The organism is Brevibacterium epidermidis NBRC 14811 (genome assembly GCF_001570805.1).
Classification (GTDB): Bacteria; Actinomycetota; Actinomycetes; order Actinomycetales; family Brevibacteriaceae; genus Brevibacterium; species Brevibacterium epidermidis.
The window spans coordinates 149009-164885 of the sequence record NZ_BCSJ01000009.1 but is presented as its reverse complement, the minus strand read 5'-3'; the positions used below and the strand labels follow the sequence as shown (position 1 = coordinate 164885).

Genomic DNA, 15877 nt, shown 5'->3' with positions numbered 1-15877 from the left:
CCCCCCCCCCCCCCGTAGACTGCCTGATCAGCTCATATGCCGAATAGGGCTGATCCCTCCTGGTGACATGCACTAGCTTGAATCGCGTGCCCCAGTCGCCGGCGCGAAGAAGCCGGCAGCGGATCCTAGGAGGAGCTGAGCCCATGAGTGCAGAACTGATCTGCGTCGTCGTCCTCGGACTGATGTTCGTCATCGGAACCTGGCGGGACATAAATATGGGGCTGCTCGGCTTCCTCGCAGCTGCCGGAGTCGGCGGTCTCGTACTCCACCAGGCCCCGGAGGAGTTCCTGGCAGGATTTCCCGTCGATCTCTTCCTCACTCTGGTGGGCCTGACCTACCTGTTCGGCTTCGCCCAGAACAACGGCGCAATCGAGGTGATCGTCAATTGGTGTGTGAAGCTCGTCGGCGGGCGCGTCGGACTCATGCCGTGGATCTTCTTCGCACTCACGGCTGTCCTCATCTCGCTGGGAGCGCTCTTCGCGGTGGCCATCATCGCCCCGCTGGCGCTGACATTCGCACGCCGGCACCGGATCAATCAGTTCATGGTCGGTCTGCTCGTCGTGCACGGAGCACTGGCCGGCGCGTTCTCCCCGATCAGCGTCTACGGCATCTTCATCAATGACTATCTGACCACGAACGGTCTCACACCGACGCCGCTGACCTTGTTCCTCGCTCCGTTCGTGTTCAACGCCGCCTTCGCTGTCGTCGTCTGGTTCGTCCTCCATCGCAGGCCCGGATTGCGCGCCGAAGCCGACGACGCACTCACCCAAGCCGAGTCCGTCGGCAACGACGGAACCACCATCCGGCTCACACGCTCTCAGATCCCGACCCTCATCGGGCTCATCGCCATGGCGCTCTCAGTGATCATCTTCAGCTGGGATGTGGGCCTGGTGACCATCACGATCTCGGTGATCCTCGCCGCCATCGATCCCGCCGCAGGCAAAGCCGCGATGTCGAAGGTCTCGTGGTCGATCGTCATCCTCATCTGCGGTGTGCTCACCTACATCGCAGTTCTTCAGGAAGCCGGAACCGTCGAATGGGTGTCGGCCGGAATCTCAGCGATCGGCGTACCGCTGTTGGCGGCGCTGCTCCTGTTCTACATGTCGGGTCTGATCTCAGCGCTGGCGTCGTCTCTGGCGATCATCGGGGTCGTCATCGCTCTGGCGGTGCCGTTCCTCGAATCGGGAGACGTCCATGTCGGCGGATTCGTCGCGGCTCTGGCGATCGCCGCGACCATCGTCGACATCAGTCCGTTCTCGACCAACGGCGCGATGCTCTTGGCCAATGTCCATCCGAGCATTCGCGACCGCTACTACAGGCAGATGATCGGCTACGCCGGTCTCATGTGCCTCATCGGGCCCGGGCTCGCCTGGGTGGTCGCGGCAGCACCGACCATCATCGGCAGCTGAACCGGCGGGGCCGTACGGCCCCGCAGCTGATCACATGTGACCGGTCGTAAGGAAATTCTCGTGCCAGGACAGAGCCTCGGCGAGGATGTGCGGGGTGTGCCGACCGGTCGGGTTCGCCGCGAGCGCCCGCTCGAGGTAGTCGGTGAGACGATCTCGGTAGTCCGGGTGGGCGCAGTTGTCGATGATCTTCCGTGCCCTGGCCACCGGCGGCAGTCCGCGCAGATCGGCCAGGCCCTGTTCGGTGACGAGGATCTGAGTGTCGTGTTCGGTGTGGTCGATATGGCTGGCGAACGGCACGATCGCCGAGATCGCTCCCACTTTGGCCTGCGAATTCGACACGAAGAAGTTGAGGTAGGCGTTGCGGGCGAAGTCACCGGAGCCGCCGATGCCGTTGATGATCGACGATCCGGTCACGTGCGTGGAGTTCACGTTGCCGTAGATATCGGCTTCGACCATCCCGTTGATCGCGATGACGCCGAGGCGGCGGATCGCTTCGGGATGGTTCGACATCTCCTGAGTGCGCAGCAGGATCCGGCCCTTGTACGACTCGATCCGGTCGTTGAAATCCGCCGCCCGCTCGGCAGACAGCGAGAACGCCGTCGCCGACACCGAGGTGAGCTTTCCGCTGTCGATGAGGTCGAGCATTCCGTCCTGGATGACTTCCGTATAGGCGGTCAGTCCCGCGAACTCACTGTCGGCGAGATTGCCCATCACCGCATTGGCGACATTGCCGACGCCTGACTGCAGCGGCAGCAGCTCCGACGGCAGCCGATCTGCGGCGATCTCATGGCGGAGGAAGTCAACGAGGTGGCCGGCAATCTCCTTCGAGTCCTCATCGGCAGGCTTGAACGGCAGGTTCCGGTCCGGCGCGTTCGTCTCCACCACGGCGACGACCTTCGCCGGGTCGACACGCAGATAGGGGTCACCGATGCGCTGCATCGGCTCGAGCAGCTGGATCGGCAGCCGCTCGGGCGGGCGCCGGGTTCCGTAGTAGACGTCGTGGAAGCCTTCGTACCCACGCGGGTGCCAATCGTTGACTTCGAGGATGACCTTATCGGCCAGGTCGAGCCACGTCTTCGAGTTCCCGACGGAGCTTCCGGGCACCAGCAGACCGTTGGGCAGGATCGCCGCGACTTCGACGACGGCGACGTCGAGGTTGCCGTAGAAGCCGAACCACGCCTGCTGAGCCGCATGGCTGAGGTGAGTATCGACGTAAGCGGTGTCGCCAGAGTTGATCGAGGCCCGCATCGCCGGATCGGATTGGAACGGCAGACGCTTGCTCACCGCGTTCGCTTCGGCCAGCACTCCGTCGAGTTCCGGCGCCGTCGAAGCTCCCGTCCACAGTTCGACGCGGAAGTCTGCGCCCTTCTCGTGTGCGGCCTGAGCGCGTGCGGCCACTGCCCCCGGCACTGCCTTCGGGTAGCCCGAACCGGTGAATCCGCTCATGGCCACACGTTGGCCATTGTCGATATGGCGGGCCGCAACGTCTGCGGTGACGATCTTCGTGCTCAGTTCGGGACAGGTGATTCTCGACATGACTTGAAGTCTATCGGGCGGCAATATGCTCGGCCGAGGCGGTCCCGCTGTCGATCGAGACGAAGCACCTGATGAGCCGCCTCGGTGCGGAGCTCAGGGACTGAACTCAGCGCTCAGAGCGCCTCTCGGACGACGCGGAAGCCGATGTTCGAAGCCGAGGAATCAGGAGTGTTCGACGAGCGGGCGGCCACCCGGTAGCGATTGCAGTAGGAGTCGTGGCACAGGAATGACCCACCGCGCATGATCCGCTTGTCTCCGGTGTCCGGGCCTTGCGGATCGGACTGCGGGGAATGCTGGTAGTAGTCGCGGGCGAACCAGTCGGCGCACCATTCCCAGACATTGCCGACAGTGTTGAACAGGCCCAGACCGTTGGGGGCGAAGTGCCGGGCCGGTCCGGTGCCGACGAACCCGTCGTCGAGGGTGTTCGTGCGCGGGAATTCGCCTTGCCAGATATTGCAGTTCCACTCCCCGTCGATGAGCAGTCGGTTGCCCCACGGATAGCGACGGCCTTTGAGGCCGCCGCGGGACGCGAGCTCCCACTCGGCCTCGCTCGGCAGCCGAGTGCCGGACCACTCGCAATAGGCGCGGGCATCGTCCCAGCTGATGTGGACGACGGGATGGTCTCGTCGGTCATCGATGGTCGATCCGGGACCTTCGGGTGCCGCCCAGTTCGCGCCGGAGACCTCGACCCACCAGGGCACACCCGGGGCCTGCCCGAGCACATGAGTTCGGGCTCCCGGATTGGTCTCCAGGAGCATGGCGAACACCGCCGAGGTGCCCAAACGTTCCGCCGTCGTGACGAACCCGGTGTCGGCGACGAACCGGGCGAAATCGTCGTTCGTCACGCTTGTCGTGGCGATGTCGAATTCGGTGAGGTCGACCCGGTGGCGTGGTCCCTCCCCATCGGCGGGATGACCGTCGCCGAAGGGATCTCCCATATCGAAGGTGCCGCCGACGGTGACGAAATCGAAGCTGAACTCAAGGTTCGACTCGGAACTCACGGCACGACCAACCGCAAGATCCATTGGTTGGCTGTCCCCCGCCTCGGCGCGGTTGGTCGCGGGAGCGCAGCATGAGTGGCCGTTCTGCGCTTCGGCGGCGCCGTGATCTCCGTTCTTCGTCACGTGTGCGTGCCCCTTTCGTACCGGGTCCGCCTCTGAGCGGTGCGGACTCTGGGAACACCCTATGACTTCGGCCGATGCCGGGGACAGCCCGGTCCGATAGTCAGGCGAAGAGGCTGACTCCGCCCGGTCCCACGAGGCAGCCGACGACGATGAGGACGATGCCCCACAGCAGCTGCTTGCGGAAGAGGGCGAAGATGCCGGAGATGACGAGGATCGCCGCGATGATCCAGAGAATGAAAGCCATGATGTGTTCCTGTCGTCAATTGATGCACCTCGGTCGAGGATGGTTCATCCTTGCACGAGATCTGGCTGCTTTCGGGCTCATTTCGGACGACACGCCGTATCGATCCGCACCATGACCGGTCTGTGTCTGCGCAGTGTCTTGGCGATGATTCCAGGCTGGCTTTCAGGGAGTTGCCGAAGGACCTGTACTCGCTGCCGCGAATGCGAGACAGTGGGCAGATGAACACACCTGTTTCGCCCGAGTCTCTGCTGCATGCCGCCCTCAACGGTGGTCGCGACCACCCGGCGACTCCGCGGACACCGAAGGCCATCGCCGACGAGGCGGCTGCCGCTGTGGAGGCAGGTGCTCAGGTCATCCACCTCCACCCATTCGATGCCTCGGGCCGACAGACCTTCGACGACGTGGCGGTCTCGGCCACTCTCCGAGAGGTGCGTGTCGTGTGTCCGGGGATTCCGATCTCCTTGAGCACCTCGGCCGAGATCGAGCCGGATCCGCAGAAGCGCCTGACGCTCATTGCCGGGTGGACGGAGTTGCCCGACCTCGTCAGTGCCAATCAAGGTGAGGCGGGAATTCGCGAGGTGTGCGAGATGCTCATCGGTCGCGGCGTCGGCATCGAGGCGGGTCTGCTCAGTGTCGACGATGCGACGTCATTCGTCGGCTCGGGCCTGACAGACCGCTGCGAACGCGTACTCGTCGAAACCACCGAGACCGATCCGGATCGTGCCCTGACGGACGCCGCCGCGATCGAGCGGGTCATCGCCGAGGCGGACATCGAACTGCCGCAGGTCCATCATGGGGAGGGCATCGCCTCCTGGGTCGTCAATGCCCGAGCCATTCGGCGCGGCCATGGCATCCGCACCGGTTTGGAAGATACTCCGGTCCTCATCGACGGCAGTCAGGCAGCGGGCAATGGCGAGCTCGTCGCAGTGGCGGCTGGCCTTCTTGCCGAGCTCGGGTCCTGATCTGAGATCACGCGGCCGATCGCGCAATCCGGTTAGCCTGGGGCCATGACTGATTTCCTCAAACTGCGGAAGTCCGCCCCGGACGGGTTCTTCGCCGCCGAGGCCGCCGGGCTGAGATGGCTGGCCGAACCGGGTGTGGTCCCGGTCGTCGACGTTGTCGAACATGGTGCGGATTTCCTGCGGCTGCGCCGCCTCGAAGAGACCGGTCCTTCCGCCGAGGCGGCCGCCGCCTTCGGTCGCGACCTCGCTCGGCTTCACGATGCAGGTGCTCCCGGTTTCGGATGGGCACCGGCTCCGCAGTCGTTCTTCGGCCCCCTCGACAATCCCTTCGAAGTCCCGGCCGAGCCTGTCAGCGACTTCACCGAGTACTGGGTCGAGCAGCGCCTGCGCCCTTTGGTCACGGCGGTTGCCGGGGACCTCACGGGTGCGGATCGGGCCACGGTCGCCTCGGCAATCGATGCGATCTCATCCGGAGCCTTCGCCGGGATCTGCGGCGAAGGCGAGGAGGCACCGGCACGCATCCACGGTGATCTGTGGGCGGGCAACCTCATGTGGACTCCCGACGGCGTCACTCTCATCGATCCGGCCGCGCACGGCGGTCACCGGTTGGAAGATCTGGCCCTGCTCGGCCTCTTCGGAACCGCACATCTCGACGAGATCTATTCCGGCTACGAACAGACCCATCCGATGCCGGACGGGTGGCGGGATGACCTGCCGGTTCACAGCTTCTTCGCTCTGCTCGCTCATATCCGTCTGTTCGGTCGCGGGTTCCTCGGGCAGACGGTCCGTGCCGCCCGGTCGATCATCGCCCGGGCGGACCAGCTGGACCGGTGAGGTCACTTCAAGGAGATCTCCACCGGGTCGGAGAACAGTCCGCCGGCGAAGGTCAGCTTGCTCGGATCGACGTCTTCGGGAACGTCGAAGACGAGGACGCCGTCGGCGGTGTTTCCGGGATTGATCTCTTCGAGGAAGAGGATGTTGTTCTCGGCCGCATAGATACCGGCTTCTGAGTCGGCGGAGTAGGTGTTGCCGGCATCATCACCGAGTTTGATGTCGTCTTCGAAGAAGAAATTCGGTTCCGATCCGGTGTTCTTCACCGACAGTTCGATCTGGACGAACTGTCCCTGAGCCTGCGCGTTGAGGAATTCGTCGCCGACCTGTGAGACTCCGTCTTCGACCTTGGCGACGGTGATCTCCCAGTCATCGGCAGCCACAGTGTCTCCGATTCCATAAGATGCTTCCTCCGCAGCCTTGTCCGCAGCCTCCTTCTCCGCTGGCTTCTTCTCCGCGGACTCCCCCGACTGCTGGGCGTCGGACGAGCCGCTCTCCGAGGTGCCGGTGTCCTCTCCCCCGCCGCCGAGCGCGCTGGCAATGGCGATGACGACGATGACGACGAGCAGCCAGAACCACCAGCGTTTGAGCAGCGGTTTCTTCTGTTTCGGCGGCTTCTGACCGTAGGGCTGCTGCGGGTAGCCGCCGGTCCCGTAGGCCGGTGCGTTCTGTGCCGGTCCCCACTGCTGGGGGCCAAAGTTCTGCGGCGAGGTTTGGTGCTGGGCGTTGTGAGGGGGCTGGTGCTGCGGGGACCACTGATGCTGGGGCTGTGGAGACTGCGGCTGCTGCGGGGTGGTCTGGGGATTCTGGGGATGGGACATGACGCTCCTTCGAAGCTGGATCTGGCTGACTGCTCCAGCTTCGTCCCGTCCGCGCTTCGGCGCGTCCACACTCGGGCTGGATCCTGCCAGCCGATCGGTTGACCTCCTCCAGCCTGAAGGTGGACTACGCGTGTCAGCCCCCGCGGTTACGATTCTCTTGTGTCAGAACAAACCGTCCCTCGCCGCAGGATCCCGCGCGGTGTGCGCATCGCCGGCAGCATCCTCATCGGTGTCATCGCCTATCTCTTCGGGTTCTTCACCTCGTCGATGGCGCTGACCGCGAACGCCTGGGCTTTCTCCGACGGGGAACTCAACGACACGGGGCTCGTGGCCGTCCTGCTGCTGTTCCTCGTGTGGGGACTCGTCTTCCTCCGACACAGTTGGCCCTGGGTGCCCTTCGTCGCCGGAGCACTGCTCACAGCGGGGTGGGGCGATGCGCTGATGCTCCTCATTGCGGTCTTCCACCTCGTCATCCGAGCACCCCGGCGGCAGGCGATCATCGCCTCGGCGGTGAGCACCGGACTGATGGCGTTCTCCACGGTGAGGATGTGTCTGGCACCGCCGGAGCACAATCCGTTCAGCATCTTCTTCCTGCCCGACCCGGCACAGGTCACGGGACTCGAGGCGACCATCCCTCCGGAGGATTCGCACCTGGCGATCAGAATCATCACGATCGCAGCCGGCGTCATCGGATTGTGTACGGCGCTGGGGGTCGGCGCGCTTCTGCGTCGGACGCGGAGGATGAGAGCGGTCGAGTCGATCGCCGAACGGCAAGCACAGCGCAATGAGTCGCTCACGGCCGAGATCGCGCGGCAGTCCGAACGAGAGCTCTTGGCACGCGAACTTCACGACACGCTCTCCCACCGCCTATCGGTGATCTCGCTGCACACCGGCGCCCTTGAGGTCGGAGCACAGACCGACCCCGAGGTCGCTTCGACGGCGTCAGCTCTGCGGGAGGAGGCCCGCGCGTCACTGGAGGATCTGCGTCATCTGGTGGGTGGCGTGAGGAACGGCGATCTGGCTGATCCGCGGCCGGGCCATGAGAACTCGTCCCCTCCGAGCCGCGCAACGATGGCTGCGATTCCCGAACTCATCTCCTCCGTGGCGTCCACAGGCACGGTCATCCGTCCACTCATCGTCATCCAGGACGTGGACTCGTGCCCGCCCGCGCTCGACCGTGCGGCCTATCGAATCGTCCAGGAGGCACTGACGAACGCGATGAAACATGCGCCGAATCTGCCGGTGACGGTGGACATCGCAGTCTCGGCGGCCCGCGGCATCCGGATCTCAGTGAGCAATCCGCTCCCCAGCGCTCCAGGCCCAGTCGATGTTCCGCCGCGCCCACGATATGCGCCGGGACCGGCGCGAGGAGCCGGTGCCGGCGCGCCCGATCACGGACCGGGACCGGCCGGTCACCGCCCGGGTCCGCAGGACGCTCAGTTGGGATCGACCGGATCGGGATCCGGTCTGGTCGGCATCCGCGAGCGCACCGAGATGTTCGGCGGCGAAGCGTCGATCGGGGTGTTCGGCAATGAGTTCCGTGTCCAGGTGTGCTTTCGATCCCTCTCACCCCGGACCTGAGGCGATGCGGAACAGGGACTTCCGCGCCGCGCCGGTCCGTGTCATGGGCCTCGGGTATTGTGACGATCATGAACCAAGCCGCCCCGATCCGAGTCATGGTCGTTGATGACGATCCCATGGTCATCACCGGGATCCGGGGAATCCTCCAGGCCGCCGACGGCATCGACGTCGTCGCCTCGGCGCTGAGCGGGGAAGAGTCCATCGAGAAGGCGTCTCTGCACTATCCCGATGTCGTGCTCATGGACATACGGATGCCGGGAATCGGCGGGATCGAAGCCACCCAGCGTCTGCTCAACAGCGTCCGGCCGCCGAAAGTGGTGTCCCTGACGAGCATGAGCAGCGACGACTACCTCTTCAGGGCTCTCGAGGCAGGTGCCGCCGGATACCTCCTCAAGGACATCGGCCCTGTGGATCTCGCCGCTGCGGTACGCAAGGTCCACGCCGGTGAGCCCATTCTTGCTCCGCAGTCGATGCGACAGGTCATCGCCAAGGTCAGGTCGAACTCCGATCATCGCCTGCAGCGGGAGGCTGTGGAGCTGTTGGCAGGGCTCACCGACCGCGAGCGGCAGATCGCCGAACTCGTGGCCGACGGCCTGTCGAATCAGGAGATCGCCGAGGAGACGTTCATGAGTCTGGCAACGGTCAAGACTCACCTCAACCGGATCAACGTCAAACTGGACACGAACAATCGCGTGCGCATCGCCACGATGGTCGTCAGAGCTCAGAGGAACTGACGCTCCCCCGGCATGCCCGGCCCCAGCAGGTTCGGCTCGGCCGATTCAGCGTTTCGCGATCCGCCACGTCCCGGCACTCTGCTCATCTTCGTTCGCCACCGACAGGTCGATGCCCTTCCGGTCGCGGACCAGCGAAACCGCCAGCAGCGAGATCCCAGACATGACCAGCAGGTACAGCGACACCGAGGCGGTGCTCCCTGTCGCCTGCAGCAGGCCCTGAGCGATCGTCGGGGCAAACGCACCACCGAGGACGGCTCCCAAAGCGTAGGAGATGGCCACCCCGCTGAACCGGATCGAGGCAGGGAAGAGCTCGACGTACAGAGCAGCCTGCGGGCCGTAGGACAGCCCCAGTCCGATCGAGAAGATACCCAGTGCCAGATACAGCAGGCCGAGGTTGCCGGTGTCGATGAGCCAGAACAGCGGGAAGGCAGTGACGATCAGGATGATGAATCCGATGACGTAGGTCTTCACTCGCCCGATGCGATCGGCCAGCACTCCCGAAGCCGCGGTGGAGACCAGCCAGACGAATGATCCGAAGGTGATAGCCAGAAGCACATCCGTCTGGTCGAAGCCGACAGGGTCGGTCGCATACTTCGTAACGAAGCCGCCTGTCGTCATGTACCCGCTGGCGTTGTTGCCCGCGAAGATCAGAGCGGCGACGAGGACCAGGGGCAGGTGCTTCTTGAAGAGCACGAGGATCGGTGCCTTGCGTTTGGCGGTCTCGGCGGTCATCTCCTGGAACACCGGGGTGTCTTCCACTGCGCGACGCACCCAATAGCCGACGCCGATGAGCGCGACGGACAGCAGGAACGGTATGCGCCAGCCCCATTCCATGAAGGCCTCGCCCGGTGAGATGACGCCGGTCATCAGCGCGATCACACCGGAGGACAGCAGCATCCCCAGCGGAACGCCGAGCTGCGGGTACGATCCGGCTCGTCCGCGTGAACCGGCATCGGCGTGTTCGACGGCGAGGAGCGCTGCGCCTCCCCATTCTCCGCCTGCGGACAGCCCTTGGACGATGCGCAGCAGGATGAGCAGTATCGGTGCGGTGATGCCGATGGTCTCGTACGTGGGGATGAGTCCGATGAGGGCGGTCGCCACACCCATCGTGACGAGGGTGACGACGAGGATGGCTCGGCGCCCGAGGCGGTCGCCGAAATGTCCGGACAGGAATGCGCCCAGAGGGCGGAAGAGGAAGGAGATGCCGATGGTGGCGAAAGCCAGCATCTGCCCGATGCCCTCCCCCGCCGGTGCGAAGTAGAGATGGGCGAACACGAGTGCCGCAGCCGTCGAATAGGTGAAGTAGTCGTACCACTCGATGGTGGTGCCGATGACGGCGGCGAAGGCGACTCTGCGTTGGTTGGTCTTCTGTGTCGGCTCAGCTGCCGCCGAGGTGGGTGTCCCTGTCATGTGAACGTCCTTGTCCAGTTGTGGTCGGTCTTCTTTGTCCGGGTTGGTGAGATCGTCTCGGACCGTGCTCGGATTTCCTCTCCGAGCACGGTCGGTCGCCGTCAGACGGCAGCGAGTTCGGTGCCGACTGTGGTGAGTACGCCTTCGGCCCACTCGCATGCTGCTTCGGCTGCCGGCACGACTGCGCCTGCATCATGGCGGCCGTATTCGGCTTCACGCACCGCGCCTCTTGCCTCGAGAGCTTCAGTGAGAAGCTCACTTCCGCGCGAGTAGGTCCGTGTGTAGCTGGCATCGCCGAGGCCGAACACGGCGAAGCGGATTCCCCGGAGGTCGACGTCCCGCGCCTTCAGCGACTGGTAGAAGTCGGTCGCCGATCGCGGTACGTCCCCGTCCCCGTAGGTTGAGCAGATGATCAGGTGGAACCGATCTGGGTCGAGGTCGTCCGGAGAGATTTCTGCAAGGTCGGTGACCTTCAGATCGTCGCGGTCGCCGAGGAATGCGCCGATCTCTTCGGCGACGAGTTCCGCATTGCCGGATTCCGTGCCGAACAGGACAGTGACCGGCAAGCCGGGGGCCAAGCCTTCCGAGGAATTCGCCGAGGTGTCCTGCAGCGACTCGTCGAGGCTGCAGTCGCCGGCCACCGCCAGGAGTTCGTTTTGTGAGGTGATCTTGGCCCTGCATCGTCCGGGTCCGGCGCCGAGGCGCTCCTTGAGATCGATGCGCCGCCAGGATGCGAAATCGGTGGCCTTGGCGTGCGGAGCCAGTCCGGGGGCACCGGTCGTCATCGATCCGGCGTTCAGCTCTGCCGCGATCTGTGCGGCCAGGCTTCGCGCATCGGCCCGCTGGTCGGGGATGGTCCCTCGGCCGTTGCCTTTGAGCCAGCCGATGGCGAAGAGACCGTCGCTGATCTTTCCGTCGCCGGGAATCGGTGAGACGGGGCAGATGCCCTGTCGGGCGCTTGTCATCGGGTCGCGGACGAATCCGATCGCGGTGATCACCGAGTCGACGTCAAGGCGGATGTTCTCTTCGCCGGAGCACCGCAGCTCGATCTCGGACACGGCACCGTCCCCGGTGAGCGCCTCGGGGGTCGTTTCGAACCACCAGTGGAGGTGGATAGTGTCGTCTGCTGCCTGCGCAGGCGCGGAGTGCGTGAGTTCGGCGAGGGCATCGAGTTTCGCGTCCTTTCCGGGGATGCGCGTCGTGAGGTCGACACCATGGAGTTCGTGTACAAGACCGGTCAGTCGTCCGACTTCGCGGATCATCACGGGGTCGAACTTCGCCGTAGCTGCGGTTGAGCGGCCGATGATGTCGATCCGAGAGATGTCGCGTCGCAGTGCGCTATAGGCGCTGTCATCGATATCGCTGCCGTCGAGCGCTTGAGCATCGCAGGTGAGGAGTCGAAGCACGTCGATGGCGACGTTGCCCTGGCCGATCACGGCCACCCGTGAACCGAGAGCGGGATTGTCGGTGAGGCCGTCATCGTCTCGTTCGTCGGGGTGGCCGTTGAGCAGTCGGGTGATTCTGCCGGCCGAATAGACGTGGTTGAGGTCGGCGCCGGGGATGTCGAGGGGACGGTCGTGGGACAGACCGCTAGCGAGGACCACTGAGTCGTATCCGGACTTGAGTTCGTCCATGGTCACATCGACGCCGAGTTCGGTGTTGCCGATGAATGTCGCACGGGGATCGGTGAAGAGACGGTCGAACTGTGCGGATACGGATTTGGTTCCCTGGTGATCTGCGGCCACTCCGTAGCGCAGCAGTCCGTAGGGGACGGGGAGCCTGTCGTAGACGTCGACTCGGCTTCCCAGCACCTGGCGGAGGATCTCCTTCGCAGAGAAGCAGCCGGACGGACCGGCGCCGACGACGGCGATTCTCGGACCTTCGGCGTCCGGCGAAGCACCGGCATCGTCCTGAGTGCCGGAGCCGGTTCGCTCGTCTCTATTGGTGCGGGAGATGCCGTAATTCGGAGTGTCTTCTGCCGAATCCCAGGTCACCGGGAGGCTGAGCATTCCGCGGAAAACCCAGCCGCCGATTCGGGTCTCCCGGGTTCGGTCGATGTCGAGTCCCTTGAGGGAGTTGAAGAGGAGGGGCAGCGCCACCTCCGCGATCTCTGCCCGTGCGGCCCAATTGCCCAGGCATACGTGCACACCTTTGCTGAAGGCCAGGTGGGGTTTGACTTCGCGGTGGATGTCGAAACGATGCGCGTCGTCCCACACACTTTCGTCACGATTGGCCGAGAGAACGCAGATGCCCAGCTTCGCGCCTGCGGGAAGCAGTTTGCCGGCGAGTTCGGTCTCGCACGTGGTCTGGCGGGAGTACATGCCGATGGGCGCGACCCAGCGGATGGTCTCTTCGAATACGGTCGGCCACAGTGAGGGATCGGCGATTGCCGCGGCCCGCTGGTCTGGATTCTCGAACATCGCCAGGGCTGCGACGCCGAGAGCGTCGCGTGGTTCGTTGAGGCCGCCGCCGATCGTCATCTTGATATTGGCTCGGATCTGCTCGATGGGCATCTGGTCGCCGGGCATGGACAGCAGCCCAGAGATCAGCGAGTCATCTCGGTGGGCCAGGTGGTATTCGAGCATCTCGTCGAGCGCGGCGTCGACTTCGTCGAAGGACTTCTTGCCCTTCGCCCAGACGTCAGGATCATCGGCGTAGTTGCCGGTGGCGTCGATCATCGTCTGCGACCAACGCTGCAGATCCGACTGGTCGGCGTTGTAGAGTCCGAGCATACGGCGCAGCGTCTCGCTCGCGTACGGTGCGGCGAAGTCCCAGATGAGATCCGCCTCAGGGCCTTTTCGAATGAGGTCGGCCAGAAGGTCTTCGGCGACCTCGCGGTACATCTTCGTCCAGACTCGTTTGACGTAGCCCGGTTTGAGGACAGGCTGCCAGGCGCGTCGCTGTTCGTAGTGCATGGGATCGTCTCGGCGCAGCATGGAGTGCCCCATGGCACGGATCTGCAGGGATCCTTCTTCGTCTGCGGAGAAGACTTCCTGGTCGTGTTCAGTGGCACTGACGGCTTCGTAGCTGGTGATGAGGTAGCGATTGACGGCAGGAACCCAGTGCACGCCACCTTCGGCTCGAAGACGTTCGTAGGTCGGGAACGGATCGTCGTAGAGCTCCGGGATCGTCACCCAGTCGGCAACCGGGACTGTCGACGCTGCGCGGGAAACGACTGCGGATCGGTTGGGGGCATGCAGTTGAGAAGTCATCGCCGTCTCCTCTTCGTTGAGTGCTTCTGTGAGGCTGTTCACATCAGTATGTGCACTACCCTTAGAAAGGAAAAGCGGAATTAACCGGATAACTAAATCGGATCTGCGAATATGAACTCTGACCAGCCACCGAACTTCACTCTGCGACAACTGTCCTACCTGATGGCAGCGGCTCGCCTGGGGACGATCTCCGCCGCTGCGGGAGAGCTGCACGTCTCGTCGTCGGCGATCTCTGACGCCATCACCGCGCTTGAGCACGAACTTCAGTCTCAGCTCTGCATTCGGCGGAAGTCGCAGGGTCTGGTGCTCACTGCCGCAGGCAGGCAGGTTCTCGACAGGGCCCGCCCCCTGCTGGCCGATGCACGCGACCTCGAGCTTCAATTGAAGACGACGGACGGTCAGCTCGCCGGCCCAATCACCATCGGCTGCTACCCGACTTTGGCACCGATGGTCCTCCCGGTCCTGCTCGACGGCTTCGGACGACTTCACCCGCAGGTGAGCCTCGAGATCATCGAGGCCACCCAGGATCTCCTCGTCGGCAAACTCGACTCGGGCGAGATCGACCTGGCATTCGTCTACGAGACGCTCGTCCCGGGCACACCGAACCGCGCCGCGCTCTTCGCACAGCCTGCACACGTCGTCCTGGCTGCCGATGATGAGTTCGCCCGACGGGAGACGATACGACTCGAAGACCTGGAGAATCGGGATCTCATCCTGCTCGATTCACCACCGTCGAGCCACCACACCCTGTCGATGTTCGCCGATCGACAGCTCCACCCGAACATCCGGCACCGCACGACGAGCTACGAGGTGGTCCGGACCCTCGTCGCACGTGGGCTCGGATATGGAATCCTGGTCCAGCGCCTAGCGAACCCGAACAGCTACGAAGATCTGCCGTTGGTCACCAAGGAGATCGAGCCCGCGGTGAAGCCGGTCAGCGTCGAGGCGATCTGGCCCGCTCATTCCACGATCGCGCCCAGGGTGCAGGCACTCATCGAATTCGCGCTGGCGCAGAAGTGGATCTGACCGGAGACACAGGAAAACAGCGTCAGGACCTTCGCCAGGTTGCGTCTACTCGAGCGTGCCGGCGAAGAAGTCGCCGAGGACAGGCGCTTCTCTTTCACCGAGGCGCTCGTTGAGCTCGCCGAACAACTGAGCCTGCATCATTCCGGGCCAATCCTGCGGCAGAAGGACAGCAGGCAGTTGCGGATCCAACCGGGTCAGGCCCAGCCATTCACATTGCAACTTCACTCGCGCCACCAGTGCTTCCACTGGCGACATAGCTTCCGAGTCGAAAATCTGCCACCGGTCGCCGAAGGCAGCGTATTCCACTGAGAGCGCATCGAGATCGAACGCCGCCACGAGTTCGTCGTCAGTCGTAGGAGGTTGAGGTCGGCCGCAGATGACGATCGGGGAGACTTCGAGCTGCTCGGCGTCCAGCACAGACATCAGCTCCCGCTCCCCCGGGGCCACCCAAGTGCCGCCGTCGACCTGACCGAAACCCGCCCACGACAGCTGGGACCAGATCTTCTGCCGTAGTGATCTCCGCGACTCAGGCACCTGAATCCTGACCATCGTCCAACCGCCATCCCAGTCCTGGGACCGCCATCCCGTGAACATTTTGCGGCCACCTTCACCGAGGATCTGAGACCCGGTCTCGGTCAACGCGTAGAACGTCTTCCTACCCTCCTTGTGACGGGATACAAATCCCTTGGCAGTCATTCGCTGCAGCACCGACCTCGCTGCGGTCTCACCGACGCCGAGCCTATTCATAACGAAGACGATCGAAGCTCCACTGAGGGGACGAGTCGATCCAAGCAGGTGTTCACCGACGAGGGCGAAGAAAAGCGACTGCGGGCGAAAGTCCATACCCCGATTCTATGTGCACCCTCCACTCGAAAGCGCATATATACCGCAATCTATTGACGCTCCGTCTGCACATTGCATAGTATCGAACCGGTTCGATCACCGCCGATCAAACCTTCAGCCAAAAGAGCCGTTCAGTCAGCGAGG

At 64.0% G+C, this 15877-nt stretch carries 13 protein-coding genes; 6 read left to right on the top strand and 7 right to left on the bottom strand.

The annotated features are described in order from the left end of the window. Positions 1-143: 143 nt before the first annotated feature. A complete protein-coding gene (locus BEP01S_RS06870; RefSeq protein ID WP_062241699.1) occupies positions 144-1409 on the top strand; it encodes an SLC13 family permease in 1266 nt (421 codons plus the stop codon). A 30-nt stretch (positions 1410-1439) separates the two neighbouring features. On the opposite strand, the gene scpC is transcribed toward BEP01S_RS06870, so the two are convergent. From scpC to BEP01S_RS16920, 3 genes are all read right to left on the bottom strand, one after another. Continuing rightward, positions 1440-2945, bottom strand: a complete 1506-nt coding sequence (scpC, locus tag BEP01S_RS06865) for a succinyl-CoA:acetate CoA-transferase ScpC (protein ID WP_062241697.1) — start codon at positions 2943-2945, stop codon at positions 1440-1442. A gap of 113 nt (positions 2946-3058) precedes the next feature. Further along, entirely contained in the window at positions 3059-3970 is a 912-nt protein-coding gene (locus tag BEP01S_RS06860) for a formylglycine-generating enzyme family protein (RefSeq protein WP_083532604.1), read from the bottom strand. 199 nt (positions 3971-4169) lie between these two features. Continuing rightward, the gene (locus BEP01S_RS16920) at positions 4170-4313 is read right to left on the bottom strand and encodes a GPGG-motif small membrane protein (protein WP_167195029.1); all 144 of its coding nucleotides are present in this window, start codon (positions 4311-4313) and stop codon (positions 4170-4172) included. Positions 4314-4531: 218 nt separating this feature from the next. On the opposite strand from BEP01S_RS16920, the gene BEP01S_RS06855 reads away from it, so the two are divergent. Further along, on the top strand, positions 4532-5275 hold the full coding sequence (locus tag BEP01S_RS06855) for a 3-keto-5-aminohexanoate cleavage protein (protein WP_062241736.1): 744 nt from the start codon (positions 4532-4534) through the stop codon (positions 5273-5275). A 45-nt stretch (positions 5276-5320) separates the two neighbouring features. Further along, positions 5321-6109 carry a fructosamine kinase family protein gene (locus BEP01S_RS06850; protein WP_062241695.1) on the top strand — a complete coding sequence of 263 codons (789 nt, stop codon included), beginning with the start codon at positions 5321-5323 and terminating at the stop codon, positions 6107-6109. Positions 6110-6111: 2 nt separating this feature from the next. Here BEP01S_RS06850 and BEP01S_RS17225 read toward each other — a convergent pair whose 3' ends face one another. Further along, positions 6112-6927 carry a DUF4352 domain-containing protein gene (locus BEP01S_RS17225; RefSeq protein ID WP_062241693.1) on the bottom strand — a complete coding sequence of 272 codons (816 nt, stop codon included), beginning with the start codon at positions 6925-6927 and terminating at the stop codon, positions 6112-6114. Between the two features lie 159 nt (positions 6928-7086). Here BEP01S_RS17225 and BEP01S_RS06840 point away from each other — a divergent pair, with 159 nt between their 5' ends. Together BEP01S_RS06840 and BEP01S_RS06835 are read left to right on the top strand one after the other, a co-directional pair. Continuing rightward, a complete protein-coding gene (locus BEP01S_RS06840) occupies positions 7087-8508 on the top strand; it encodes a sensor histidine kinase (RefSeq protein ID WP_244882134.1) in 1422 nt (473 codons plus the stop codon). A 68-nt stretch (positions 8509-8576) separates the two neighbouring features. After that, positions 8577-9242 (top strand): response regulator, encoded by a 666-nt coding sequence (locus tag BEP01S_RS06835; protein ID WP_039207269.1) that lies wholly within the window; start codon positions 8577-8579, stop codon positions 9240-9242. Positions 9243-9287: 45 nt separating this feature from the next. Here BEP01S_RS06835 and BEP01S_RS06830 read toward each other — a convergent pair whose 3' ends face one another. Next, positions 9288-10652 (bottom strand): MFS transporter, encoded by a 1365-nt coding sequence (locus tag BEP01S_RS06830; protein ID WP_062241689.1) that lies wholly within the window; start codon positions 10650-10652, stop codon positions 9288-9290. 101 nt (positions 10653-10753) lie between these two features. Continuing rightward, positions 10754-13864: a cytochrome P450 gene (locus tag BEP01S_RS06825; RefSeq protein ID WP_083532603.1), complete on the bottom strand. Its 3111-nt coding sequence runs from the start codon at positions 13862-13864 to the stop codon at positions 10754-10756. 111 nt (positions 13865-13975) lie between these two features. On the opposite strand from BEP01S_RS06825, the gene BEP01S_RS06820 reads away from it, so the two are divergent. Beyond that, positions 13976-14890, top strand: a complete 915-nt coding sequence (locus BEP01S_RS06820) for a LysR substrate-binding domain-containing protein (protein WP_062241686.1) — start codon at positions 13976-13978, stop codon at positions 14888-14890. Positions 14891-14935: 45 nt separating this feature from the next. Here the strand turns inward: BEP01S_RS06820 and BEP01S_RS06815 are convergent, their stop codons facing one another. Beyond that, positions 14936-15733 carry a PaaX family transcriptional regulator gene (locus tag BEP01S_RS06815; protein WP_062241684.1) on the bottom strand — a complete coding sequence of 266 codons (798 nt, stop codon included), beginning with the start codon at positions 15731-15733 and terminating at the stop codon, positions 14936-14938. Positions 15734-15877: the final 144 nt, after the last annotated feature.